The 24,403-nt window shown below is 54.4% G+C and carries 27 protein-coding genes; all 27 read right to left on the reverse strand.

Features of this window, described 5'->3' with window-relative positions:
* Positions 1–2 precede the first annotated feature (2 nt).
* Positions 3–743, reverse strand: a complete 741-nt coding sequence (locus WE862_RS19145) for a heme ABC transporter permease (protein ID WP_041208901.1) — start codon at positions 741–743, stop codon at positions 3–5.
* A gap of 168 nt (positions 744–911) precedes the next feature.
* Positions 912–1,580 carry a heme exporter protein CcmB gene (ccmB, locus tag WE862_RS19150; protein WP_042031553.1) on the reverse strand — a complete coding sequence of 223 codons (669 nt, stop codon included), beginning with the start codon at positions 1,578–1,580 and terminating at the stop codon, positions 912–914.
* Between the two features lie 4 nt (positions 1,581–1,584).
* A complete protein-coding gene (ccmA, locus tag WE862_RS19155; RefSeq protein ID WP_042031554.1) occupies positions 1,585–2,220 on the reverse strand; it encodes a cytochrome c biogenesis heme-transporting ATPase CcmA in 636 nt (211 codons plus the stop codon).
* 193 nt (positions 2,221–2,413) lie between these two features.
* Positions 2,414–2,800 carry a DUF2802 domain-containing protein gene (locus WE862_RS19160; RefSeq protein ID WP_104014990.1) on the reverse strand — a complete coding sequence of 129 codons (387 nt, stop codon included), beginning with the start codon at positions 2,798–2,800 and terminating at the stop codon, positions 2,414–2,416.
* Positions 2,801–2,818: 18 nt separating this feature from the next.
* Entirely contained in the window at positions 2,819–3,307 is a 489-nt protein-coding gene (locus tag WE862_RS19165; RefSeq protein ID WP_033114441.1) for a chemotaxis protein CheW, read from the reverse strand.
* Between the two features lie 69 nt (positions 3,308–3,376).
* Positions 3,377–4,249, reverse strand: a complete 873-nt coding sequence (locus WE862_RS19170; RefSeq protein WP_042031556.1) for a chemotaxis protein CheW — start codon at positions 4,247–4,249, stop codon at positions 3,377–3,379.
* Entirely contained in the window at positions 4,246–5,040 is a 795-nt protein-coding gene (locus WE862_RS19175; RefSeq protein WP_033114443.1) for a ParA family protein, read from the reverse strand. The genes WE862_RS19170 and WE862_RS19175 overlap by 4 nt, the downstream gene beginning before the upstream one ends.
* Before the next feature lie 4 nt (positions 5,041–5,044).
* The gene (locus WE862_RS19180; RefSeq protein WP_042031557.1) at positions 5,045–5,962 is read right to left on the reverse strand and encodes a flagellar motor protein MotB; all 918 of its coding nucleotides are present in this window, start codon (positions 5,960–5,962) and stop codon (positions 5,045–5,047) included.
* Positions 5,963–5,964: 2 nt separating this feature from the next.
* Positions 5,965–6,702: a flagellar motor protein gene (locus tag WE862_RS19185; RefSeq protein WP_041208907.1), complete on the reverse strand. Its 738-nt coding sequence runs from the start codon at positions 6,700–6,702 to the stop codon at positions 5,965–5,967.
* Positions 6,703–6,704: 2 nt separating this feature from the next.
* Positions 6,705–7,820: a protein-glutamate methylesterase/protein-glutamine glutaminase gene (locus tag WE862_RS19190; RefSeq protein ID WP_042031558.1), complete on the reverse strand. Its 1,116-nt coding sequence runs from the start codon at positions 7,818–7,820 to the stop codon at positions 6,705–6,707.
* Positions 7,821–7,852: 32 nt separating this feature from the next.
* Positions 7,853–10,060: a chemotaxis protein CheA gene (locus WE862_RS19195; protein WP_042031560.1), complete on the reverse strand. Its 2,208-nt coding sequence runs from the start codon at positions 10,058–10,060 to the stop codon at positions 7,853–7,855.
* Between the two features lie 11 nt (positions 10,061–10,071).
* Entirely contained in the window at positions 10,072–10,812 is a 741-nt protein-coding gene (locus WE862_RS19200; RefSeq protein ID WP_033114448.1) for a protein phosphatase CheZ, read from the reverse strand.
* 12 nt (positions 10,813–10,824) lie between these two features.
* Positions 10,825–11,208 carry a chemotaxis response regulator CheY gene (cheY, locus tag WE862_RS19205; RefSeq protein ID WP_010634617.1) on the reverse strand — a complete coding sequence of 128 codons (384 nt, stop codon included), beginning with the start codon at positions 11,206–11,208 and terminating at the stop codon, positions 10,825–10,827.
* Between the two features lie 111 nt (positions 11,209–11,319).
* Positions 11,320–12,039 (reverse strand): RNA polymerase sigma factor FliA, encoded by a 720-nt coding sequence (locus tag WE862_RS19210; RefSeq protein WP_042031561.1) that lies wholly within the window; start codon positions 12,037–12,039, stop codon positions 11,320–11,322.
* Positions 12,032–12,874: a MinD/ParA family protein gene (locus tag WE862_RS19215; RefSeq protein ID WP_370689164.1), complete on the reverse strand. Its 843-nt coding sequence runs from the start codon at positions 12,872–12,874 to the stop codon at positions 12,032–12,034. The genes WE862_RS19210 and WE862_RS19215 overlap by 8 nt, the downstream gene beginning before the upstream one ends.
* Positions 12,875–12,908: 34 nt before the next feature.
* Positions 12,909–14,330, reverse strand: a complete 1,422-nt coding sequence (gene flhF, locus WE862_RS19220) for a flagellar biosynthesis protein FlhF (RefSeq protein ID WP_042031562.1) — start codon at positions 14,328–14,330, stop codon at positions 12,909–12,911.
* A 16-nt stretch (positions 14,331–14,346) separates the two neighbouring features.
* Positions 14,347–16,452, reverse strand: coding sequence for a flagellar biosynthesis protein FlhA (gene flhA, locus WE862_RS19225; protein WP_042031563.1), 2,106 nt, complete (start codon positions 16,450–16,452; stop codon positions 14,347–14,349).
* Between the two features lie 107 nt (positions 16,453–16,559).
* A complete protein-coding gene (gene flhB, locus WE862_RS19230; RefSeq protein ID WP_033114453.1) occupies positions 16,560–17,690 on the reverse strand; it encodes a flagellar biosynthesis protein FlhB in 1,131 nt (376 codons plus the stop codon).
* A complete protein-coding gene (gene fliR, locus WE862_RS19235) occupies positions 17,683–18,480 on the reverse strand; it encodes a flagellar biosynthetic protein FliR (protein ID WP_033114454.1) in 798 nt (265 codons plus the stop codon). Before fliR ends, flhB begins: the two co-directional genes overlap by 8 nt.
* A complete protein-coding gene (gene fliQ / locus WE862_RS19240; RefSeq protein ID WP_033114455.1) occupies positions 18,477–18,746 on the reverse strand; it encodes a flagellar biosynthesis protein FliQ in 270 nt (89 codons plus the stop codon). The genes fliR and fliQ overlap by 4 nt, the downstream gene beginning before the upstream one ends.
* Before the next feature lie 23 nt (positions 18,747–18,769).
* Entirely contained in the window at positions 18,770–19,531 is a 762-nt protein-coding gene (gene fliP / locus WE862_RS19245) for a flagellar type III secretion system pore protein FliP (RefSeq protein ID WP_041208916.1), read from the reverse strand.
* Entirely contained in the window at positions 19,518–19,901 is a 384-nt protein-coding gene (fliO, locus tag WE862_RS19250; protein ID WP_042031564.1) for a flagellar biosynthetic protein FliO, read from the reverse strand. The genes fliP and fliO overlap by 14 nt, the downstream gene beginning before the upstream one ends.
* Entirely contained in the window at positions 19,898–20,290 is a 393-nt protein-coding gene (gene fliN, locus WE862_RS19255; RefSeq protein ID WP_005298791.1) for a flagellar motor switch protein FliN, read from the reverse strand. Before fliN ends, fliO begins: the two co-directional genes overlap by 4 nt.
* Before the next feature lie 50 nt (positions 20,291–20,340).
* Positions 20,341–21,411, reverse strand: coding sequence for a flagellar motor switch protein FliM (gene fliM, locus WE862_RS19260; protein WP_041208918.1), 1,071 nt, complete (start codon positions 21,409–21,411; stop codon positions 20,341–20,343).
* 7 nt (positions 21,412–21,418) lie between these two features.
* On the reverse strand, positions 21,419–21,934 hold the full coding sequence (gene fliL / locus WE862_RS19265; protein ID WP_042031565.1) for a flagellar basal body-associated protein FliL: 516 nt from the start codon (positions 21,932–21,934) through the stop codon (positions 21,419–21,421).
* Between the two features lie 57 nt (positions 21,935–21,991).
* Complete coding sequence (locus WE862_RS19270; protein ID WP_042031566.1) at positions 21,992–23,875, reverse strand: flagellar hook-length control protein FliK; 1,884 nt, start codon at positions 23,873–23,875, stop codon at positions 21,992–21,994.
* A 67-nt stretch (positions 23,876–23,942) separates the two neighbouring features.
* Complete coding sequence (gene fliJ, locus WE862_RS19275; RefSeq protein ID WP_033114462.1) at positions 23,943–24,383, reverse strand: flagellar export protein FliJ; 441 nt, start codon at positions 24,381–24,383, stop codon at positions 23,943–23,945.
* Positions 24,384–24,403 lie beyond the last annotated feature (20 nt).

Below are 24,403 nucleotides of genomic sequence, written 5' to 3' on the forward strand. Positions count from 1 at the left end.
GCTTACTTCTCCTGCTCGGCTATCTCTTTGACCCAGGGGCGGTGCCACTCCCGCATCAAGAGCTCGTTTCTAAAGCGCATCAGGGTCAATGCCCCGAGGAAAGTGGCAAACGCCAGGATCATGACGAGCAGCGGCCACAACATGTCGGAAGAGATGGAGGGTTTGGCAAACTTGGTGATGGTGGCCCCCTGATGCAGGGTGTTCCACCACTCTACCGAGTAGTGAATGATGGGCAGATTGATCACCCCGACCAGCGCCAGAATGCCGGCCGCACGACCAGCCAGCACCTTGTCGCTAAAGGCGTTGTAGAGGGCGATGACGCCGAGGTAGAGGAACAGCAAAATCAGCTCGGAGGTGAGACGGGCATCCCAGACCCACCAGGTTCCCCACATGGGCTTGCCCCAGGCCGCACCGGTAAAGAGAGCGATAAAGGTAAAGATGGCACCGACCGGAGCAATGGCTGCTACCGTCATGTCAGCCATCCGCAGCTGCCATACCAGCCCGATAAACGCAGCAATCGCCATGGTGGAGTAAGCCCCCATGGAGAGGATGGCAGCAGGGACGTGGATATAGATGATCCGGAAGGAGTCACCCTGCTGATAATCTGCAGGGGCAAAGGCCAGCCCCCAGACAGAACCGATGATGAACGAAAGCAGACTAATCACCGCAAACCAGGGCAGCAGGGTACCAGCCAACTGATAGGCCCGCTCCGGTTTGGCATAAGGGTGCAACCATTTCCACATAGCTCACAAAACCTTTTTGTTATTAATCATTTGGCGAGGCCTACCATACCGACCGCAGGGCTGCATCAAATACCCCGAAAGCAATAAGCGGCGCTCTCCTTGATCCATCGCAACTTAATTTTTCCAACATTGCCCCATACGAGGCTTGTTACTCTTGCGCCAACACCATCAGTTGAGGCTGACTCGCAAAGCCGCCGACACCGCCAGCGGGGTCAGTGTCAATGCCCCCACCAGCATGGCTGCCAGAATGGCAAGCTGACCACCGTAAGGCAGCCCCATCCCGGCCGCATCAATTGCCGAGGTCGCAAAAATCAGCACCGGGATATAAAGCGGCAGGATCAACAGACTGAGCAATACCCCCCCTTTACGCAGGCCAACTGTCAGGGCCACGCCGATGGCACCGAGCAGGCTCAATACCGGCGTCCCCAGTGCCAGCGTCGCTACCACAGCCAGATAACTCTGCATATCGAGGGAGAGCAAAATTGCGATAAGCGGCGAGATGAGCAACAACGGCAAACCGGTCAGCAGCCAGTGAGCAACTACTTTCGCCAGCGCCAGCAGGCCCAGAGGGTGAGGCATCAACATCATCTGCTCCAGCGAGCCATCACTGAAGTCATCACGAAACAGCCGCTCCAGCGACAACATGGCCGCCAGCAAAGCGGCAACCCAGATGATGCCGGGAGCGATACGAGCCAGCAGTTTCGGCTCAGGGCCAATACCCAGCGGGAAAAGCGTGATGACGATCAGGAAAAACCAGAGCGGGTTGAGAATATCGGAACGCTGGCGCAGCGCGATCAGCAGTTCACGTCGAATGAGATGAAGAACGGCGCGCAGCATGGTGTCACTCCTGCATCATGGGGGTCAGTGACAGGGTCTTGAGACGCCCCTGCATCAGGGTAAGATCCTGATGGGTAGTGAGGATCACCATGCCACCCCGATCGGCATGGGCAAGGAAGAGTTGCTCCAGCACCTTGACTCCCTGTTTATCGATAGCAGTGAAGGGCTCATCCAGGACCCAGAGCGAAGGCTTGTTGCAGAGCCACAAGCGGGCGAGTGCTACGCGTCGCTGCTGACCTGCTGAGAGCTGACCGGTGGGGTTATCCTCAAAACCGGCCAGACCAACTCGAGCCAGGATCTGCCACAAGTCGCTCTCAGCCTGAGCTGAATGATGAAGTTGCTGATAAAAAGTCAGATTTTCAAAGGGGGTCAGGGCTGCTTTTACCCCGGGTTGATGACCCAGATAGAGCAAACAGGCGTGATACTCGTCGCGGCAAGCGCGAATATTCTCCCCATTCCAGAGCACCTCACCAGAAAAGGGTTGTGAGAGGCCAGTCAGCAAACGCAACAGACTGGTTTTGCCAACCCCGTTGGGGCCTTCTATTTGCACCAGATCGCCGGGTGAAACCGTAAAGGAGAGATGTTCAAACAGAGTGCGATCTTCACGCACGCAGCTCAGATTGTTGACTTGAAGCAGCATGAGGATGTTATCAAATAGAATTAAGCGGCCTGCATCTTAACACAGTATTGGGATACGTCGTTTCATAGATGCAACAATTGGCGCAAGTCGCGATGGGGATCGCGAAAAGAGGTAAAGGGGATGTCGATATGGCTCTGATCTGTTCCCGTCATTACATATAAAAATAAAGGAAGGCATGAGCCTTCCCTCAGTATCAAGAACGACCTTTTCGCAAGGATATCAAGAGCTCGGCTTCTGCCTTTGGCAACTCGCACTCACTCATGACTTCATCCAGGTCGGCCCCCAATTCAACCATCTTGGCAGCACGGCTGTAGAGCCTGCGCTCTGGATCCTGCATGGTCAGCTCTTGCTGGCGATCATTGATCTGTTGCATCGCCCCCTCCACAGCTTGCAGGCGTTGCCCCATGCCAATGGCGCCGGTATGCAGCTCCATCATCTGTTTGCGCAAGCTTTCAAGTTGCCCCTGCAAAGTAGCTACGCTTGCCTCGGACTCCTGCTTGCTGCGCTTGCTTCTTGACCAGACATAAAAAGCAAACGCCAGTGCAATCAGGGACACCACCAAGGCAACTATCTCAATGATCAAAACATCACCTTATTGTTAGAGAGAACCAATTTCGTCCCACTCTTCATCAGAGAGCAACTTGTTCAGGTCAACCAGGATCAACAGTTGACCATCGCGGTTGCTAACACCCTGGATGAACTTGGCGCTCTCTTCGGTACCCACTGCGGGAGCGGCATCGATCTCGGAGGAGCGCAGATAAACAACCTCGGCAACGCTATCAACCATGATGCCAATCACCTGCTTCTCGGCTTCGATGATGACGATGCGGGAGTTTTCACTCACATCGCCGGAAGGCAGGCCGAAACGGGAACGGGTATCGATGACAGTCACCACATTACCACGCAAGTTGATGATCCCGAGTACATATTCGGGAGCACCCGGCACAGGCGCGATTTCGGTGTAGCGCAATACCTCCTGCACCTGCATCACGTTGATGCCATAGGTCTCATTTTCCAGTTGGAAGGTTACCCATTGCAGCACTTCATCTTCAGCCAGATTCTGTGCAATATTGCGCTTTTCTGTCATGTTTTTATTCCTTTTATGAAAACGTCTACTGCTAAAACTAGCAATAAAACAGCTCGATTGCAGAAGTTATCAGCGACCTTCTATGTTGACCCCACGCTCCAATAAAAGGAGCAATTCGCGAACATGCAACAAGGCACACATTTTTTCTTTAACCATGCCCGCGAGCCAGGGGCGCTTGCCCTCCTGGTGGCGCCACTTGACCTGATCGCGGTGTAACAATTCGGTTCCTTTGAGGTGATGACACGCCAGTCCCCAAGGTGACTCTCCAAGCATAATCAGATATTTGTAAGGATCCATCTCCAAATGCTGCCCAGGCATCACCCACTGGGCTGTATCCACTACATTCATTTTTTGCTCGCGAGAGGTCATGATCCCCTTATACCAGCCTGGCTGACCAAAAAGAGAGGTCACCTCTCCCAGCTGATGAATCCCGCCAAGATCGGTCAAGGGCACAGCAAACGTCACGCCAGACACTTCAAAGAAGAGAGCCTGGAACTCCTTGCCCGTCTCGATATTTTCCCAACTGACAGGAGACTCTGCTACTTCCGGTGCAACTTCTACCGCCGTCTCGGTTACGACCGTCGTAATCGGTTCTGCAATCTCAGGGCTCAATACCTCAGCAGGCCACTCAGGCTCTACTGGCGACAGAGACTCTTCAGCCACAATCTGCAGTGGCTCTGACACTGTTAGCTCATTGGTAAACGCGTCATTCTCAAATTGCACCTGCCCCACTTGAGCCAGCAATTCACTCAGTTGGGTAAGACGCGGGTCACTCTCCATGTAGGGAGGCGCAACTACCTCCGGCACACTTTGAGGTTGCCGCTGCAACTGCACTACTGGCGCAGCAGGAGCTTCTTCGATTTCATCAAGCCCTGACGGGTCATCAAGGAGCAGCGAATGGAAATAATCATCCATTGCCCGAACTTGAATGGTATCTCTCATGCCGTCACCTCATGAGTCCGCTGCCGCTCAAGCGCGTCAAGATATTTGAGCAGAGTTTCGTAGGCATAGGTTCCACGACTCCCGGGTGAATAAATGGAGGGGGGAATATGCAGCAAACTGGCATCCCGAAATTTGGTATCGATAGGGATCACCGCGTTCCACACCGCATCACCGTACTGTTCCTTGATTGATTTCAACGTCATCAACGATGCTCGTGTACGCTTGTCAAACATGGTCGGAATAACAGTAAAACGAAATTTATCCCGTTTTGAGCGCTGCATGATTTCAAACGTCTTCATCATCCGCTCCAGCCCTTTCAACGCCAGAAATTCGGTCTGAACAGGCACCAGAATGCGGTCACATGCAGCAAGCGCATTGACCATCATCACTCCCAATACTGGTGGACAGTCAATGAGCACGTAGTCGTACTGATCCTGAATACGCAGCAACGCGCGTTTGAGCACCAGCCCCATCCCTTCCCGGTTCCCCATGACCCGATCGAGCGTTGCCAGCGTGATAGATGCAGGCAGCAGATTGATATTGTCGAACTTGGTTTTGAGCGTCAGTTTATTGACAAGCTCGGTGGTCGGCTTGACTGCTTGAAAAAGCTCATAGAGCGTGCCATCAAGACGATCCGAATCGTAATCGAGATAAGCGGTCAACGAGGCATGCGGATCCGTATCAATCAGCAGCACTCGTTGGCCACGCTGAGCCAGGATCCCGGCGAGAGAGACCACTGTGGTGGTTTTACCGACACCGCCTTTCTGGTTGGCAACCGTCCAAACAATCACTGTATCAATCCTGCCTTGTTGTTATACGCATGCCGCCACCGGGTAGCGAGATCACCTTGACCTCACCAGCATCCGCCGCTTTTTGCACTTCCGGCACAGCCTCTGTGGCTGCCGGAGTTTTGACTACAGGTCTTGCAGGTACCCAGGCAAACTTGGAGATAGCGACCACCACTTTACGGTTCTGTAGCCGCCCCTCTTCGCTACCATTGTCTGCAAAAGGAGAAAACTCACCATATGCCTCGAATGCCAAGCGCTGAGGTGCAATACCATTGGCAATCAAACCGTTTAGCACTGCCTCAGCCCGAGCCGCAGACAGAGCCCAGTTTGAGCGATAAATTTCATTATTAATCTGTTGGTTATCGGTATAACCCCTGACCCTTACATAGTTATCGACCGGTTTGAGAATACTTGAAAGAGTATTGATAACCGGTGCTGCATTGGGCCCCATAAATGCACTTCCACTGCCAAATAACAGCCCTGAACTCAACTCGATAGTCAGCCAGTTCTCATCTTGGGTCAGTTTGACTATCCCAGACTCAACCAACGATCCCATGCTTGCCTGCAGCTGCGTACCAAGCGTCGCAAGTGTTGTGCCATTTTGCAAAATAGGGACACCGGAAATAGGTGCAAGAGAGGGAGCCGGCCCGCTTGTTCCATCAAGTATTGAAGGTGCGGAAGAGGCCGAATTTTCCAATAGCGAATTACCTTGACCATCCAGCAAACCGTCGCTGTGCGGCTGAATAACACTGAAAGCCTGACTCATACCGTCAATGACTGCACGATACTTGTCCTTGTTAACCAAGGCTACGGAATAGAGCACAACAAACAGGGCAAAGATGAGAGTCATGTAATCGGCGTAGGAGACCAGCCAGCGATCCAGATGCTCACGCCCTTGCAAGTGCAACCGATAACGCTTACGCATGGCTACTCTCCCTTCAGATATGCCTTGAGCCGCCGTTCTACCTGCAAACCATTTTCGCCATGGGCAATCGCAATGAGCCCCTCCAGCGTCATCTCCTGGAAAAGCGCAGAATGGTAATGGAAAGCCCTTAATCTATTGGCAACAGGCAGATAAATCAGGTTGGCAAACCCCACTCCATAAATGGTTGCAACAAAGGCTACCGCAATTCCCGCGCCCAGTGCCGCAGGGTCTTCGAGATGGAACATCGCCTGGATAAGCCCCATCACGGCGCCAATGATCCCGATGGTGGGGCTATAACCCCCCATGGATTCAAATACCCTGGCTGCATGCTCATTACGCTCTTGCTCGATGTCGATGTCGGCCTCCAGCAACATGCGGATATCTTCTGTCGACACACCATCAACAATCATGTTCAACCCTTGGCGGGTAAATTCATCTTCTTCTTGCTCCGCCTGATCTTCCAAAGCCAGCAGCCCTTGCTGCCGGGCAAACACAGCCCAGGATTGTAAACGCTCAGCCTGAAGCATCAGCTCCTGACGTGGGGGAACAAAAATCCAGAGTGCTTGCCTGAGCGCAAGCAAGATATATCTGACGGGAGTTTGCAGAGTAACGGCACCGAAGGTGCCGCCCAATACGATCAGAAAAGCAGGGCCATCAACCAGAGTTAGCAGGGAGCCACCATGCCACAATTGAGCAATGGCAATGGCCCCCAAAGCCAGGAGCAGGCCAAACAAGCCCATGATCAGCGCCCCAACTCAACCAAGATACGCTGTGCCACTTTGTCCAAAGGAAGTGATTCACTGGCAATACCGGCCTTGGCAACCGCTTGAGGCATCCCATATACCACACAGGATGCTTCATCCTGAGCCCAGATAGTAGAGCCTTGCTCTTTCAGTAACTTGGCTCCATCGCGGCCATCAGCCCCCATGCCAGTCAAGACAATCGCAAGCACCTTGTCAGCATAGGTTTTAGCTGCAGAAGCAAAGGTAATGTCAACACAGGGTTTGTAGTTAACTTTGTCATTGCCATCGATTATCCGGATACGAGCACCAACTCCGCGCCCTTCAAGCAACATCTGTTTGCCACCCGGTGCCAGATAGGCATGGCCAGGTTTGAGCACGTCACCATCCTCAGCTTCCTTGACACCGATCTGGCACAAGCCATTGAGTCGAGCTGCAAATGCCGCAGTAAAGGTCGCAGGCATATGCTGAATCAGCAAAATCGGGTGAGGAAAATCTCCTGGCAGCTTGGTCAACACATTTTGCAATGCAACCGGTCCCCCAGTGGAGGTACCAATAGCAACCAGTTGATAAGTTTTACCGCTACGCTTGAATGCCGGAGCTGGTGTCATGCGCGGCGTTTCTGGCACACGCTCAGCAGTTCGCGATGCAGCTGAAGAACTCAGTGGCGATCTGGCCATCGGCTCAGGAGCTTTGGGACGAGCAGAGCTCATCAAAAAGCGCTTGCGGGAAATCTCCTTCACCCGCTGCTGCAGCAATCTGACCGCTTCATCTTTGTCTCTGGCGATGTCTTCAAACTTTTTAGGTAAGAAATCTAGGGCCCCGGCATCCAGTGCATCCAGAGTCGCCTTTGCCCCTTCATGGGTCAGAGAGGAGAACATTAAAATAGGTGTTGGACATTTGGCCATGATCTCGCGCACAGCGCTGATGCCATCGAGCACGGGCATTTCGATGTCCATGGTGATTACATCAGGGCGCAGCGACATGGCCTTGTCCACGGCCTCACGTCCGTTTTGAGCGGTATCAATCACTGTCAGCATGGGATCCTGACTAATGATTTCACTTACCCGACGGCGGAAGAAACTCGAATCGTCGACAACTAATACCTTGACTGCCATTGTTATTTTTCTAACTCCTTGGGCCTGAGCTATTAATGTCTACGCGCATATGCTTTGAGCAGACTCGGCACATCCAAAATCAGGGCTATTCCACCATCACTGGTAATTGTGGCCCCCGCCATACCTGGCGTTCCTTGCAGCAAGCTGTCAAGTGGCTTGATAACCACCTCTTCCTGGCCAATCAAGCTATCAACAACAAAACCAATTTGCTGTGTCCCAATCTGCACAATGACTACATGACCTGTATCTTGACGGGAGCGTTTGTTGGGACCACGCACCAGCCATTTATGCAGATAAAAGAGCGGAATTGCCTTCTCACGAACAATGATGGTGAGCTGACCATCCACCATATTTGCCTTTTTCAGGTCCAGATGGAAAATCTCATTCACACAGCCAAGCGGCAGAGCAAAAGTTTGCTCCCCCACCTCTACCATTAGGGTCGGCAAAATAGCCAGCGTCAGTGGCACCTTGATTTCAAGACGCGTTCCTTTACCCCATGTGGAATCAATGTGTACTGAGCCATTGAGGCCAACAATGCTGGTTTTCACCACATCCATACCGACACCACGGCCTGATATATCCGAAATCTCTGACTTGGTAGAGAAACCCGGAGCAAAAATCAGGTTGTAGGCATCATTGTCACTCATGCGAGCAGCAGTATCTGCATCCAGTACACCACGGCTGATTGCTATAGACTTGAGTTTTTCGGGATCCATACCTGCACCATCATCTTCGATACAGAGCAGGATATGATCACCTTGCTGAGAAGCACTCAGGGTAATTGTTCCCTGACGTGGTTTACCCGCTTTTTCACGGATCTCGGGCAACTCAACCCCATGATCACAGGAGTTACGAACCAAGTGAACAAGGGGGTCAGCCAATGCTTCAACCAAGTTTTTATCGAGATCGGTCTCTTCACCGACCATGACCAATTCGATTTCTTTTTTGAGAGTACGAGCCAAATCACGAACAACGCGCGGGAATCGACCAAAGACCTTCTTGATCGGCTGCATCCGGGTCTTCATGACCGCCCCTTGCAGATCCGCAGTCACAACATCCAGGTTGGCAACAGCCTTTGACATCTCTTCATCGTTGCTGGCAATACCAAGACTAACCAAGCGGTTACGCACCAATACCAACTCCCCCACCATATTCATGATGACATCAAGCGTCTTGGTATCCACCCGAACAGTAGTATCACTTTGTACGGCACTGTTTTCAGCCGGAGCTGGAGCTGGAGACTTAGCTGCTGCTGGCGCTGCGGGCTTGGATGGCGACTCTGCAGGTTTTGCTGAGGCACTGGTCACGGGCTTGGCTGCGGGAGTAGGCACAGCAGGTTTGGACTGAGCTGGCACCGCAGCAGGTGCGGCAGGTGCGGCAGGTGCCATTGTACTCTGCGGCCCTTGCCCACGCCCATGAAGTTCGTCAAGCAAGCGTTCGAACTCATCATCATCGATCAGCTCATCTACTTCCTTCTGCACCGACTTAAGGGGATTAACTTCTGGTGCACCTATATGTTGTCCCTGGCCATGCAGCTGATCCAACAAGGCTTCGAACTCATCATCCGTAATGTCACCGGAATCTGTGGTCACAGATGTTGAAGCCGCTTTGGTTGGGGCTCCGCCAACACCATGCAGCTCATCCAGTAAACGTTCGAACTCGTCAGCAGAGATCTCGTCAATAGAACCACCGCCATTAACAGCTGCTGGCTCAACGCTCTCTGCTGAAACAACAGCTTCTGGAACTTCAGGCTCAGCAACGAAAACGTCTACTTGAGGGGCAACTGGTTCGGGATCGGCAGCAACATCAGAGGCAGCACTGCTGGTTGCAGTCCTCAGTTGCTCTTCACCCTCAGGCTTGCACAGCTCATGAAGGTCGTGCAGGAGATCTTCTGACGCAGGACTCGGCGCTTCACGATTTTGCACTTGGGCAAACATGACGTTGATGGCGTCCAGAGCCTGCAAGATTACATCCATCAATTCTGCAGTCACTGTACGCTTGCCGTTGCGCAAGATATCAAACACGTTCTCGGCACCGTGGCATACGTCAACAAGTTCGCCCAGCGACAAGAATCCAGCACCGCCTTTCACGGTATGAAAGCCGCGAAAAATCGCGTTCAGCAAGTTCTTGTCATCGGGCCGCTTTTCCAAGTCGACCAGTTGCTCAGACAACTGTTCCAATATTTCGGATGCTTCGACCAGAAAGTCTTGCAGTATGTCTTCATCAACTTCGAAGGCCATGCGTCACTCCATTAGAATCCCAAGCTAGACAGCAGATCGTCCACATCATCCTGACCATTGACCACATCGGCACGGGCCTCGGGGTTCATGATGGGGCCTTCAGCTTCAATCCCGTTGACAGGAAGGCTGCGAGTTGAATGCTCTGCAGAAGCCTCACCAAACATAGTCAGCATTTCTATTAATTTTGTTTCTACTTCCTGCACAAGTTTGATGACCTTGCGGATCATCTGCCCGGTCAGATCCTGAAAATCTTGCGCCATCAGGATCTCTGTCAGCAGTTGCCGTAATTTATCGGCATCAGACTCTGAAGCCTTAATAAAATCATCGAGTTGGTGACAGAGCGATTTGAATTGCCCAACATTCATGTCGCGGGACATCAAGGCATTCCAGTTCGGCATAACCAGCTGGATATTGTCATTAAGACGATCTGCAATCGGCAGGCTGGCTTCTACCGCATCCATGGTGCGGTTTGCAGCCTTGTCAGTCATATCGATAACGTAGCTAAGGCGTTCCCGAGCATCGGGGATATCATGAGTAGCCAGATCGGGAATCCGCGGATCAAGGCGAAACTCTTGTAGTGAATTATGCAGTTGTCTTGTCAGCTGACCGACCTTGTCAAACAGATCGGAGGCATTGGGGGCACACACTTCGGCAAGCAGATCATCGGCCAGTTCAAATTCACCTTGCTCAAGATGAGCAACAAGCATCCTTGCCTGGTCGAGCGAAATCATTGCTCTCGTTTTGGCCATCATCCCTGCAGCTCCTTAGCCGATTCGTTCAAAAATCTTGTCCAGTTTTTCTTTGAGCGTCGCTGCAGTGAAAGGCTTGACGATATAGCCATTAACGCCAGCCTGTGCGGCCTCAATGATCTGTTCGCGTTTGGCTTCAGCTGTAACCATCAAAACCGGAAGATGTTTGAGTTTGTCATCAACCCGAATGGCCTTGAGCAGGTCAATACCTTGCATGCCGGGCATGTTCCAGTCAGTTACAACAAACTGGAAATCACCATTTTTCAGCATCGGCAATGCTGTATTGCCATCATCCGCCTCGTGGGTGTTGTTGAATCCCAAGTCGCGCAGCAAGTTCTTGATAATCCGGCGCATCGTTGAAAAGTCATCAACAATGAGGATTTTCATGTTCTTGTCCAAAATTCCCTCCTAAATAGCCGCCTCGGCGGCTCACTTACATGATGCTAAAAACGGGTTGTGTCGTGCGGATTATGCCTTAGAGTTTAGTCTCAGTGTAGCCAGTACAAACACTTATAGATGCCAATCTCGCAAACGAGCACGTAATCTGTGCATTGCCTGACTGTGGATCTGACTCACCCGTGACTCACTGACATTCAAAACCTCGCCGATTTCGCGCAAATTCAGCTCTTCATCGTAGTAAAGAGAGAGAACCAGGGCTTCCCTCTCTGGTAAGCGACCAATTTGCTCGGCTAATGCAATCTGAAATCGTTCTGCTGCCAAATCATCGAAACCTGACCCGGAGGGAGCGTCATCAGGATGACCAATCACATCCTCACTGACCCCCAGATCCTCAATCCCGATAATTTTTCCGCAGGAAACATCCTGCAGCATGACATGATAGTCAGTAATCGAGACTCCCATTTGAGCCGCGACTTCCGTATCACGCGCATCTCGACCATTGGCTTGTTCAACATTTTCGATGGCTTCGGAGATCGCTCGGCTGTTGCGATGTACGGAACGAGGCACCCAGTCACCACGCCTAATTTCATCGAGCATGGCACCACGAATGCGGATCCCTGCGTAAGTCTCGAAACTGGCCCCCTTGCTGCCGTCAAAGTTGCGAGAGGCTTCCAGCAGCCCAATCATACCTGCCTGGATCAGGTCATCCAGCAAGACACTGCTGGGCAGACGAGCCAGCAGATGCTGGGCTATTCGCTTGACCAGCGGAGCATGTCGCTCCACCAGCACATAGGAATCCTGATGACGCAAGTACGCTTGGGCTTTATTCACGGGAACCTTCCTGTGTTGTGGCCGGCTTTTGCAGCAAATTCTCCAGGAAAAACTCCAGATGACCACCCGGCTGATTGGGAACTGGCCAGCTTGCCGCCTTGTTGGCCAGCGCACGGAACGCCAGCGCAGCAGGAGATTTAGGGAATGCTTCGACAATCAGCTTCTGTTTGCGCACTGATGCCCGCAAATTGGTGTCGTAAGGCACGCAGGCTACCAGCTCAAGAGAGGTATCCAGGAAACGATCCGTTACCCGAGTCAGCTTGGCAAAGAGCTCCTGGCCCTCACGCAGGCTGCGTACCATATTGGCCACCACCTTGAAGCGGAACACCCCGTGCTCCTTGGAGAGGATCTTGATGAGAGCGTAAGCATCGGTAATGGAAGTCGGCTCATCGCACACCACGACCATGATGTCTTGCGCTGCGCGGGTGAAGCTCAGCACCATGTCGGAGATACCGGCTGCGGTATCCACCAGCAAAATATCGACCTGAGTCTTCATTTCGCTAAAAGCTCGGATAAGCTCGGCATGCTGTACTGGCGAGAGCTCGACCATCGACTGGGTACCGGAGGTCGCCGGCACAATCATCATGCCGTACGGCCCCTCGACAATGATGTCGTCGATCGTGCATTCACCGGCCAGTACGTGGGATAGGTTGCGGTGTACCCGCAGCCCCAGCATGACGTCCACGTTTGCCAGACCGAGGTCAGCATCCAGTACCATTACCCGTTTGCCCTGCGCAGCCATGGCTCCAGCCACGTTCAGAGTGACGTTGGTCTTGCCGACGCCCCCCTTGCCTCCGGAAACGGCGATTACTTTAACTCGATTGTTTTGACGCATTTTGCGCAGACCACTCGCCTGATCCATATACATGTTACTCATAAAACTCCGAATCTTCGGCCTCGCCAAAGCCTGCACCCCAGAAATAGGGCTCTTCTGTTTCTCGCTCCAGCGACCCCATGGCGGCTCCAACGAGCTGCGCCGCATTGGCAACCTGAATATCTTCCGGAACCCTTTGTCCGTCAGTGATATAGCTGATGGGCAATGAATTCTGGATACACACGTTGATCACTTCGCCCAGATTCAGACTTTCATCCAATTTGGTAAGTATGCAGCCGCTAAGCGGAATACGCCGGAAATGGTCGACCGCCTCCTGCATCACCCGACGTTGGGAGGTTGCCGACATCACCAGATAACTGCGGATCCGCACCTTGGCATTCTTGACCAAGGTATCGAGCTGCTCGGTCAAGCGAATATCCCGTTGACCGACCCCTGCCGTATCGATCAATACCAATCGACGATGGCGGAACTGATAAAGCGCGCTGGCCAGCTCCTCGGCATCGCGCACCTGACGAACCGGACATCCCATGATGCGACCATAGGTCTGCAACTGCTCATGGGCACCGATCCGGTAATTGTCAGTGGTGATCAGCGCCACCTGCTCGGCACCATATTTCATGGCAAAGCGTGCTGCCAGTTTGGCAATGGTGGTGGTCTTGCCAACCCCCGTCGGACCGAGCAGGGCTACTGCCCCACCCTGCCGCAAAATTTCGTCTTCACTGATCTTGAGCTGGGCAGTAAGCACTTCTGCCAGTTGAGCCATTCCTTGGTGGATCGACATATCTTCCGGGATCATGCCGGCAAGCTGATCGGCAAAGGCATCGTCAAACCCCATTTTCTTGAGCTCTTTGATGAGCAGCGCACGCATCGGCTCCCGGCGTTCCACCTCCTGCCACATCAGACCGGAGATCTGGTGCTCCAGCAACTTGCGGATGCTGGCCATCTCCTTGCGCATCCCCTCCATCTCCTGATCACGTTGATTGGATTGAGGGGCACGAGGAGAAGTTGATGCGGCACGAGCCCGAGGTTTGGCTGGTTCGGGAGCGGCTCCCCACTGTCCCTGTTCGGCAAGGGTTTTCGGCGCAGAAGTTGTGGCTGCTATTGCGGCTGGCTGAGCGCCGCTCATACCGGCCGCATTGCCTGGTTGCAGCTTTTGCTGACGAGCAAGCAAGGCTGCCAGCGTATCGGCATAGTGTTCGTTCTGGTTGGGTGCTGGTTCAGGGCGCCCCATCTGCCGCGCAGCAGACGAAATATTGACGCTCTCATCGTTCAGCTGACGGCGAACCGGCGTATCTCTCGGTCCCGGAACCTGGGATTGATAGTCAACGGCGGCGACTATCTCGACCCCTCCGGTCACCTTCTTGTTGGACATGATGACGGCATCCGGCCCGAGAGTCTCCTTGACCTCGGCCAGAGCCGTTCGCATGTCCTTGGCAAAAAACCGCTTAATCTTCACCCGTCATCTCCGCTAACTAGTTCTGTCCGACTGCACTGACGATACGAATCTGCTTGTCATCAGGCACTTCCTGATACGACAGAACGCGCAATCCAGGAATGGCATTCTTCACAAATTTGGCCAGGGTATTGCGCAAGATCCCCGATGTCAGCAGCACGGCTGGTTGACCTTCCAACTCTTGCCGCTGTGTGGCCTCCACCAGTGAGCGCTGCATCCGCTCCGCTAGGCCCGGCTCAATACCGGCACCATCACCGCCACCCGCCTGCAAGGATTGATGCAATATACGTTCCAGTTCTGGTGCCAAGGTAATAACCGGCAGCTCGGGATCCGGGCCGGCAATCTCCTGCACGATCAGACGGCGCAGGGCAATCCGGCAGGCGGCTGTCAGCACTTCCGGATCTGGGCTACGGGGTGCGTACTCGACCAGGGTCTGCAGGATAGTGCGCATATCGCGAATTGGCACGCCTTCATTGAGCAAATTCTGCAATACCTTCACAAGGTTACCCATGCTGATGACTTCAGGCACCAGCCCTTCAACCAGTTTGCTCTGGTGCTTGCCGATCATATCGAGCAGCTGTTGCACTTCATCGTGACCGAGCAGCAGTGAGGCATGGTTGGTGAGGATCTGACTAAGGTGGGTAGCAACCACTGTCGCCGTATCCACCACCGTATAGCCCAGAGTCTGTGCCTGGGAGACCTGATCCTTGGCAACCCAGACAGCTTCCAGTCCAAAGGCGGGATCCCGCGCGGCAATCCCTTGCACCTGACCAAAGACCTGACCCGGGTTAATGGCCATCTCCTTATCATGGTAAACATTGGCTTCGCCGGTACTGACTCCCATCAAGGTGATCCGATATTGATTGGGCGCCAAATCAAGATTGTCACGAATATGTACCGCCGGAACCAGGAAACCCAGCTCTTGGGACAGTTTCTTGCGAACCCCTTTAATCCGGTTGAGCAACTCGCCCCCCTGATTGCGATCCACCAGCGGAATGAGCTGATAGCCAACTTCCAGACCAATAACATCGACCGGCATCACATCGTCCCAGCTCAGCTCTTTTTGCTCATGGGTAGGCTGCTCAGCATTTGCCGGCATCAACTCGCCCTTGGCTGCACGCGCAGCCGCCAGCTTCTCACGGCGCAGCAGCCACCATGCCCCAGCTGCAGCAACGCCTCCGAGACTCAGAAAAGCAAAGTGCGGCATCCCGGGTACCAACCCCATCATCAGCAAAATGCCGGATGAGATGATCAGTGCCTTGGGATTGTCGAACAGCTGTCCCAGTACCGCAGTACCCATATCCTGATCGGTATTTTGCCGGGTGACTATGATAGCCGCAGCAATAGAGAGCAGCAGGGAGGGGATCTGGGCAACCAGACCGTCACCGATAGCCAGCAGGGTGTAAATCTGGGCAGATTCGCTCAAGGTCAGCTGGTGTTGGGCCATACCGATGATGAAGCCCCCCAGAATGTTGATACCGAGGATCATGATGCCCGCAACCGCATCCCCTTTCACGAATTTGGACGCACCGTCCATGGATCCGTAGAAATCAGCCTCCTGAGTTACCTCCTGACGACGCTTTTTAGCCTCTTCCTGATTGATAAGACCGGCGTTCAAGTCGGCATCGATGGCCATCTGTTTGCCCGGCATTGCGTCCAGGGTGAAGCGGGCACTCACCTCGGAGATACGGCCAGCACCCTTGGTGACCACCACAAAGTTGATGATCATCAAGATCATGAAGACGATGATGCCGACCGCGTAGTTACCGCCGATCACCACGTTACCAAAAGCTTCGATCACGTGCCCTGCAGCCGCACTGCCGTTGTGGCCTTCCAGCAAGACCACCCGGGTAGAGGCCACGTTAAGTGCCAGACGAAGCAGAGTCGCAATAAGCAGTACGGTAGGAAAAGCGGCAAATTCCAGAGGACGGCGAGTATAGACGGCAACCAGCAGGACCACGATGGAGAGCGCGATATTGAAGGAGAAGAGGATATCCAGCATCAGAGGCGGGATGGGCAAAACCACCATTCCCATAGAGGCCAGCACCAGCAACGGGGTACCGACCCCTTTGCTCAGCAGCCATCTGTACTCTTTTAAGCGGCCCAATGTTGCCTTGAATTCCATCGCTTTTCTCGATCTTTACTCGCTGGTTCCAGATTAAAGCAAACATCAAGCCAAGAATTCAATTCATTGATTTTAAATCATTTTATTTTTACTGCGTCAGATCTTTGTCATTTGCGATATTCAGGCGGGATCGGGAGATCTTTTGCCAGCGGTTGCGGGCGACGGCCGTGTCCACGACGGAACTTCTTGAGCTGGAATACATAGGCCAGAACCTGAGCCACAGCAGCAAACAATCCCTCAGGGATCTCATGCCCAAGTTCGGTGGAGTGGTAGATGGCACGAGTTAACTCGGGAGAGGGCATGATGGGAATATTGTACTCACGGGCGATCTCCCTGATCTTCATCGCCACCTCGTCAGTCCCCTTGGCGATGACCTTGGGTGCGGCGCCCGGTTTGCCCGCCTCATATTTGAGGGCAACCGAGTAGTGGGTCGGGTTGGTGATCACCACATCCGCCTTCGGCACCTCCCCCATCATCCGACGTGCAGCCATCTCCATCTGCAGACGACGGATCCGCCCTTTCACCTCGGGTTTGCCCTCACTGTCCTTGAATTCGTCCTTCACTTCCTGTTTGGTCATTTTGAGCTGACGCATGTGGTTCCATTTCTGAAATGGCACATCGATGGCCACGATCGGCAGGAGGGAACAACAGAGAATTATCAGCATCCAGAGAAAGAGCTCGAGCGCATCTATGATGCCACCGGGGTACCCCTCCATGGAGAGATTGAGCAGATGGTTGAACTGACTTGAGAGCATCCACCAGGCAAACAGCGTGATAAAGACCACTTTGGCGATCGACTTGATCAATTCGATCAGGGACTGCACGCCGAACATCCGCTTCAGGCCGTTGAGCGGGCTCAACTTGCTGAACTTGGGTGTCATCGCCTCGGTCGAAAAGTTCATTCCTCCCATCAGGATGTTGCCAATAAATGCGACTATCGCAACCAACGCAAAGAGCTGACCTAGCGGAAGGAGCAATTCCCCCAGCAATGCAGGCACCATAGCAAGCATGGCGTTGGGGTCGAAAGCCTGCTCTCTGTCCAGAGTAAAGCCAGTCGTCAACACCTTCACCATGGCATTGGCGAGCGATCCCTTGAGCATCAGCAATCCGAACACACCTGCCAACAGGACACTGGCGGTACCCAGCTCCTTTGAACGTGCAATCTGCCCTTTATCACGGGCCTGTTGCAGCCGTTTGCCCGTGGGTTGTTCGGTACGTTCCTGATCGGTATCAGCCATGGGCGCCCCCCAGACACTGGGTATCGATCAGCTCGCAGCTAACCTCCTGTACCCGTTCCCACATGGTATCGAAATGGCCAAGAAAGCCGCCAATAGTGAGCCAGAGGATCAGCAGACCTGACATCATGCTGACGGCAAAACCGATGCTGAAAATATTGAGCTGGGGAGCAGCCCTGGTCATCACACCAAAAGCGAAATTGATAAGCAGCAGCGCAACAATGGCAGAAAGCGCCATCACCAGAGCGGCCTGGTACATCACGCCAAGGAAACCTGCGAGAGTGCGGATGGCGGGCAGAGAGAGCCCACTATCGGAGACAGGCAGCGTTTCAAAACTGAGGATGACCAGCCGCAGCATCACCAGATGGCCATCGAGCGCCAGAAATACCAGTGTCGCCAGCATCAGATAAAACTGGCCGACGACAGGGGCTGACTGGCCATTCATGGGATCGACCAGAGTGGCGAAACCCAGGCTGGTCTGCATGGCGATAACCTGACCCGCCATCACGAAACACTCCATCAGAAACTGGGTCATCAGTCCCAGCGCAATGCCAATCAACAGCTGCTGGGCCAACACCAGAAAACTGCCGACGGAGAAGAGCTCGATGGGTGGCATCTTGGGTAAAAGAGGCGAAACAAGAAAGGTAATGGCAAGGGCCAAGCCAATTCGTATCCTGGCAGGGGCGAGACGGCTGCCAAATACCGCCATCACCATCAACAGGCTGCTCACCCGAGCAAGTGGCCAGAGGATGGAAGACAACCACTCCATGATAAGAGCGGTTGTATAGGTCATCCCACCACCTCGGGGATTTGACTCACCATCAGCACAAAAAAGTCCATCAGACTCTGCAAGCCCCAATGAGCACCAGCACCAAGAGCAAACAGGGTCACAATCAGACGAGGCAGAAAGCTCAAGGTCTGTTCGTTGATGGAGGTGGCCGCCTGAAAAATAGCCACCACCAACCCGATAGCAAGGCTGGGCAGGATCACGGCCGTCACCATGATTGTGACCAGCCAGAGCGCCTCGCGAAATACGTCGACAAAGGTTTCAGGGCTCATACTGCCTGCTCCTTCGGCCCGGCTTAACCGGTACCCAGTCCGAAACTGTTGGCCAGAGAACCCAGGATCAGGTTCCAGCCATCCACCATGACAAACAGCATCAGCTTGAATGGCAATGAAACAATCATTGGCGAGAGCATCATCATACCCATCGCCATCAAGATACTGGCTACCACCAGATCGATGACCAGAAACGGCAAGAACAGCATAAAGCCTATCTGGAAGGCGGTTTTCAGCTCGCTGGTCACAAACGCCGGGATCAACACCCGCAGCGGCACATCGGCAGGTTTCTCCACCTGCACGTTGGCGATCTCCATGAAAGTGTTGAGATCCTTGATCCGAGTTTGCGCCAGCATGAACTGATGGATGGGTAATTCAGCCCGCTCCAGCGCCTCTTTCGCCTGAATGGTCTCTGCCAGATAGGGCTGCAACGCTTCATTGTTGATGCGATCGAGTACTGGCGACATGATGAAAAACGACATGAAGAGGGCGATGCCGATCAGCACCTGGTTGGAAGGGCTCTGCTGCAACCCGATCGCCTGACGCAAAATCCCCAGCACTATGATGATGCGGGTAAACGACGTCATCATGATCACCATGGAGGGCAAGAACGAGAGCGCCGTCATCAGCGCCAGTACTTGCAGGGTCAGGCTGTACTCCTGACTGCCATCAGCCATGGTTTTGACGGTCACAGCCGACATGGCATCCTGTGCCACGGCCAGCGAGGAGAAGAGCAGCGGGGTCAGCAGGCTGATCGACAGCCAGATCCAGTTAGCTTTTTTCATGCTTGCCCATCAATTTGCCAAGCTGCTGGGAAAAAACCTGAGGCTGATTTTCATCGAGCGGATCTTCCAGTCGATAGAGGAAGTTGACCTGCTGTGGCGTGACCCCGACCAGCAACTGCTGTTCACCTACCTTGACCACCAGCAACTTCTCTTTGTAGCCCACCGGCAAGCTGGCGATCACCCGCATCTGGCTGCCTCCCATGGCGGTGGCAATCTTGCTCTTCTTGAGCAGAAAGCCCAGTACCAGAATAAGGCCGATCACCATCAGGCTGGAGAGCAACCAAGAGCTCAGGCTGGGGGCATTGACTGCAGCCCCGACATCGGCCAATGCCGGCAAGGGCAGCAGTAGTAACAGCAGCATTCGCATCATTTGAGTTTCTTGATCCGCTCAATCTGGCTGATGACATCGGTCAGACGGATACCGAACTTGTCGTTTACCACTACAACCTCGCCGTGGGCGATCAGGGTACCGTTGACCAGCACATCCAGCGGCTCACCGGCCACCCGATCCAGCTCCACGACGGAGCCCTGGTTCAGTTGCAGCAGGTTGCGGATGCTGATCTGGCTGCGGCCCACCTCCATGGCGATGGTGACAGGAATATCCAGAATGGTATCGAGCTTGCGGCGCTCCTCGGCACTGATGGGAGCGTCATCTTTCAACTCTTCCAGCGGGGCTGGCTTGGCTTCCGCCGTCACCTGCTCTTCCAGGGCGGCAGCCCATGCGTCCGCCATCAGATCCTCTTCCTCAGTTCCGCTCATCTTGCTTCCTTATCGCTACTTCATGACCGTTTATCGCAATAAACCGTCGATTATCTCTGTTGATCCTCGATACTGCGTTCAAGCTCTTCCAGCTCGGCCTCGCCATCGATACGTACACCGCCCCGGGTCACCAGATGCATCTCGGTCTTGACCCCTTCCGGGCGCTTGAGTTTGTCGGTGATCTTGAGGGCGACATTATCCTTGGTGCGCCCCATCTTGGCGTGGAAAGTCGGCAGGTCTTCCACGAAAACCAGCAGGTTTTCCGGCATCTCGACCGGGATGATATCACCAGGTTGCAGCTCCATCAGCTCGCGCAGGGTGAGCTCGGTCTCCAGCAGTTTGGCCCGCAACTCAACCTTGACGTCCATGATCTCGTCGCGCAGCGCCTTGCTCCAGCGCACATCGGTATCACCCTTGTCACTCTGTACACCGGCATCCAGCAGTTCGCGAATAGGCTCCAGCATGGAGTAAGGCATGGCCACATGGAAGTCACCACCACCACCATCCAGTTCGATGTGGAACGAGCTGACCACGATCACTTCGGTCGGGCTCACAATGTTGGCCATCGCCGGGTTCACTTCGGAGTCGAGATACTCGAAGCCCACATCCATCACCGGAGCCCAAGCATCCTTGTAATCTTCAAACACCAGCTTGAGCAGCATCTGGATGATGCGTCGCTCGGTGGGGGTAAATTCACGCCCTTCAATTTTGGCGTGGTAGCGACCATCGCCACCAAAAAAGTTCTCCACCAGGATGAAGACCAGCCGAGCCTCCATGGTGATTAGCGCAGTCCCTTTCAAAGGGCGGAAACGCACCATGTTGAGACTGGTTGGCACAAACAGGGTATGAACATACTCGCCAAACTTGAGCATCTGTACGCCGTTGATGGATACCTCGGCGGTACGGCGCATCATGTTGAACAGGCTGATCCGCATGTGGCGGGCAAAACGTTCGTTCACCAGCTCCAGCGTCGGCATGCGGCCACGGACGATGCGGTCCTGGGAGGAGAAGTCGAACTGGGCTACGCCGGGATCCCCCGCCGAGCCTATCTCCTCCTCTTCGACATCATCGACACCGTGCAAGAGGGCATCAATTTCGTCCTGACTTAACAGATCGCTCACGCTTCACCTACTGCATTACAAAGCCGGTAAACAGCACTTGTTCGATAACGGGGGAAGAGACCAGATCCTTGAGCACCCGGCGACACTCTTCCAGTGAATCCTTGCGCAGCTTCTCCTTGCCTTCGAAGGTCATCAGCTGTTCAGCCGTTGCTGCGCTGAACACCCGCAGCAAGGTGCCTTCAATCAGGGGGATATTCTGCTTGGCCAGCGTCTCATCGGCGGTACCGCGCACCTGCAGCTGGATCTTGATCTGCACCAGACGATCTCGCTGTACGCCAGCTACGTTGAAGACAAAGGGACGCGGCATCGATACATAAAGTGAAGGCTGGGGCGCCTCCTCTTTGGGTTTGGCCTCTTTCCCCTCGGCAGCTTCGGCAGCCGGTTTCTCCGAGCCGGAGAGCATCAGAAAGGCGCCAGCACCGCCACCACCCAGCAGGATAACGGCAAGGACGATGATAATGATCAGCTTCTTTTTCTTGCCCGCGGCCGGGTCTTTCAGGGTTAATTCGTTATCGTCTGCCATCCCTTGTCCACCCTCATATCAAACTTGTTCGATATCATAAACTTACTCGGGATTGCATCAAGCATAGAAATCAATTCCGGAACCGTTTGTCGATTCCACCAGCACATTGAGGGTAGATGTAGTCACATCCCCCGTCTCCTGCCCTCTGCCGGAGCCTGACTGACCACCACTCTGGCCCTGCTGCCCCTGACCGCCAGAGGTTGCCTGACCTTGCTGTTGCTGCTGTTGGGACTGATGCTGCACCTGGGTTTGACCAAGCTGGATCCCCTGCCCCGCCAGCATGTCGCGTAGACGTGGCATCGCCTGCTCCAGCATCTCACGAGTCTGTCCATGTTGTACCACGAAATGGACGCTGGCCTGACTGGAAGCATCGATCTGGATCTGGATTTTCATCTTGCCAAGGCCGATGGGGTCGAGCTGGATCTCCGCCTGCTGCAACTTGTCCGCCAGCATCAGGTTGACCTTCTGGTGCAACTCGGCAGGGGCTTCCTGGCCAGCCAGCTTGAGGTGAGGCAAATTCTGAGGCTCGCGGCGCAGTGCGCCCTCGGCGGCTGACGGGGTACGGTTTTCGGCAACCTGCACCTGCGGCTGGCTGTTCTGGCTATGTTGCACCGACTGACTCTGGCTGCTTTCGCTGGCCGCCTCGGTCACCACCACACTTTGGTTGGCACTATCCACTTTGGGTTTTACATCGAGTTGGGCTGATTTGCGAAGCGGAGTCGCTCCAGCCGCCTCCATCTGCTGAATGCCTGCGGAGATAGTCGACAAGGGGGCCTGTGGCCCCTGCGATTCAACCTGTGCCAACACCTGCTGTGGCGCAACCATCACGGGTTCCGCGCTGGCAGGAGCAGGTGCCTGAGCGCTCTGGGTCGTGACAGAGACGGGAGCAGTTGCAGCCCCTTCGCGAGCACTCTGGGCTGTCGGCGCCGGATTGCTATCTGCCGTTGTCTGCTGCCCGGCGCTCTTGCCATCCCCTTGTGCGCCACCTTGTGACCCATTCTGAGCCGTACCATCGGCTTGCTTGAGCCCTTCGTGGAAGGTCTTGAGCGCCTCGCTCTGCCCCTGAGCCGGGGTCGTCTGGGCAGCTTGTCCCTTGTTCAGCGGCACAGCACTATCCATTTCACTGTCGGGCACGACTTGCGAACCGGAAGCCGTTTCCGGCTTGCTAACCGGGGCAGACTCGCCAGTTGGCATCAGTTTGGCCAACTGGGCAACACGTTCGGCTCCGGAGAGAGGTTTATCCCCCTTGGAGGCAGGTACTGGTTCCCCCTGCCCCTTGAGTTCAGTTTCTCCCTTAAGAGTGCTGGCGCTCTGCCCTTCGCCGGTCTTCTCAACTACCTCTTCTTCAACTACAACCTGTGAGGATTCACTCTTCTGAGCGATGGAGCCAGTTTGTGCGGACGCCGCAGCAAGCTTCTCCAGCATGGTTCCAGCAGCTACTGAGGACGGCAGCGCCGGCTTGTCAGTCGCGCTCGGTTTGACGTAATCACCAGCCTCAAGCGCATGCGGCTCACCCTCTTGCGGCAACAGATTGCCGTCAGCAGGAGCCGCGGCAACGATGGCAGGCGTTACCAAAGAAGTGTCGAGTTTGAGGGAGTCTTGCAGACGCAGCAGAAAATCGTTGGGAGGCAGCTCGTCCCCCTTCTTCTCGCCATCTTCTTTGATGCTGCTATCGCTTTCTGTCGCCAAAGATTTGGCTGATCGGTCGCTGCTGCCGGATTTGTTGACGGCACTCTCTGCTGCTCCCTTCTCTGCGGACCCTTTATCTGCTGGCCCCTTATCCTTGCTCTGCGCCTTAGCAATCAGAGAGGCGAAGTCACCCTTGCTGTCGAGGGCTCCGGCGCTATCCAGATTGGCAGTTTCGGGTGTACCGTTCAGGGCGGCTTTGTCCAACCCGTTCGTCTGAGCCGAAGGCGCTTGTGTCAACACTGTCTGCATCATGATGGAGTCCCTGAATTATGGAGGTTCCCTGCGAGATGACCTCCGACCATGTTCAGTTCAAAGCAAGTTACAGGCCAGATTGATGGAAGCGCCGCAAGATAGCGTACTCATCCAGCATCTTCTGCTCCTGGCGCTGGGCCTTCTGCTGTTCGCGACTTGCCTGTTTTTCCAGCAGCAACTCCACCGCCTTGCGCCGCTGCTGGGCTGCCAGCCACTCTTCGCGGCGCTGCTCCAGCGCCTGCCGCACCTGCAACACCCCTTCGTACTGCTGGGTCGCCGCCTGCTCGAGCTTGTTGATAAAGGCGTGATACTGGGCGTTCTGCTGCGGAGAGATCCCCTGCAAGCCGCGATCGGTCCACTGCTGGTGATAGATCTGGCGGTACTGGTTGAGGGCATTTTGCTGCTCCATGAACAGCTTGAGATCCTGCTGGGCCTTCGCCAGTGCCAGCGCACACTGCTGCTCCGCCTCCACCAGCCGTTCCGACAACAATATCAACCCTTTACTCATGGATCTGCTCCACCATCCAG

This window comes from Aeromonas jandaei, assembly GCF_037890695.1.
GTDB lineage: Bacteria > Pseudomonadota > Gammaproteobacteria > Enterobacterales > Aeromonadaceae > Aeromonas > Aeromonas jandaei.

Excerpts from the sequence above, each read along its gene's own strand:
- fliL (WP_042031565.1), bottom strand. The coding sequence starts at position 21,934 with ATGGCAGACGATAACGAATTAACCCTGAAAGACCCGGCCGCGGGCAAG.
- WE862_RS19190 (WP_042031558.1), bottom strand. The coding sequence starts at position 7,820 with ATGGCAGTCAAGGTATTAGTTGTCGACGATTCGAGTTTCTTCCGCCGT.
- fliJ (WP_033114462.1), bottom strand. The coding sequence starts at position 24,383 with ATGAGTAAAGGGTTGATATTGTTGTCGGAACGGCTGGTGGAGGCGGAG.
- WE862_RS19270 (WP_042031566.1), bottom strand. The coding sequence starts at position 23,875 with ATGATGCAGACAGTGTTGACACAAGCGCCTTCGGCTCAGACGAACGGG.
- fliO (WP_042031564.1), bottom strand. The coding sequence starts at position 19,901 with ATGATGCGAATGCTGCTGTTACTACTGCTGCCCTTGCCGGCATTGGCC.
- fliQ (WP_033114455.1), bottom strand. The coding sequence starts at position 18,746 with ATGAGCCCTGAAACCTTTGTCGACGTATTTCGCGAGGCGCTCTGGCTG.
- fliP (WP_041208916.1), bottom strand. The coding sequence starts at position 19,531 with ATGAAAAAAGCTAACTGGATCTGGCTGTCGATCAGCCTGCTGACCCCG.
- fliR (WP_033114454.1), bottom strand. The coding sequence starts at position 18,480 with ATGACCTATACAACCGCTCTTATCATGGAGTGGTTGTCTTCCATCCTC.
- ccmA (WP_042031554.1), bottom strand. The coding sequence starts at position 2,220 with ATGCTGCTTCAAGTCAACAATCTGAGCTGCGTGCGTGAAGATCGCACT.
- flhA (WP_042031563.1), bottom strand. The coding sequence starts at position 16,452 with ATGGAATTCAAGGCAACATTGGGCCGCTTAAAAGAGTACAGATGGCTG.
- flhB (WP_033114453.1), bottom strand. The coding sequence starts at position 17,690 with ATGGCTGATACCGATCAGGAACGTACCGAACAACCCACGGGCAAACGG.
- WE862_RS19145 (WP_041208901.1), bottom strand. The coding sequence starts at position 743 with ATGTGGAAATGGTTGCACCCTTATGCCAAACCGGAGCGGGCCTATCAG.
- WE862_RS19180 (WP_042031557.1), bottom strand. The coding sequence starts at position 5,962 with ATGCGTAAGCGTTATCGGTTGCACTTGCAAGGGCGTGAGCATCTGGAT.
- WE862_RS19170 (WP_042031556.1), bottom strand. The coding sequence starts at position 4,249 with ATGAGAGATACCATTCAAGTTCGGGCAATGGATGATTATTTCCATTCG.
- WE862_RS19195 (WP_042031560.1), bottom strand. The coding sequence starts at position 10,060 with ATGGCCTTCGAAGTTGATGAAGACATACTGCAAGACTTTCTGGTCGAA.
- ccmB (WP_042031553.1), bottom strand. The coding sequence starts at position 1,580 with ATGCTGCGCGCCGTTCTTCATCTCATTCGACGTGAACTGCTGATCGCG.
- WE862_RS19185 (WP_041208907.1), bottom strand. The coding sequence starts at position 6,702 with ATGGGCTTGTTTGGCCTGCTCCTGGCTTTGGGGGCCATTGCCATTGCT.
- WE862_RS19165 (WP_033114441.1), bottom strand. The coding sequence starts at position 3,307 with ATGACAGAAAAGCGCAATATTGCACAGAATCTGGCTGAAGATGAAGTG.
- WE862_RS19215 (WP_370689164.1), bottom strand. The coding sequence starts at position 12,874 with ATGCGTCAAAACAATCGAGTTAAAGTAATCGCCGTTTCCGGAGGCAAG.
- WE862_RS19200 (WP_033114448.1), bottom strand. The coding sequence starts at position 10,812 with ATGATGGCCAAAACGAGAGCAATGATTTCGCTCGACCAGGCAAGGATG.
- fliN (WP_005298791.1), bottom strand. The coding sequence starts at position 20,290 with ATGAGCGGAACTGAGGAAGAGGATCTGATGGCGGACGCATGGGCTGCC.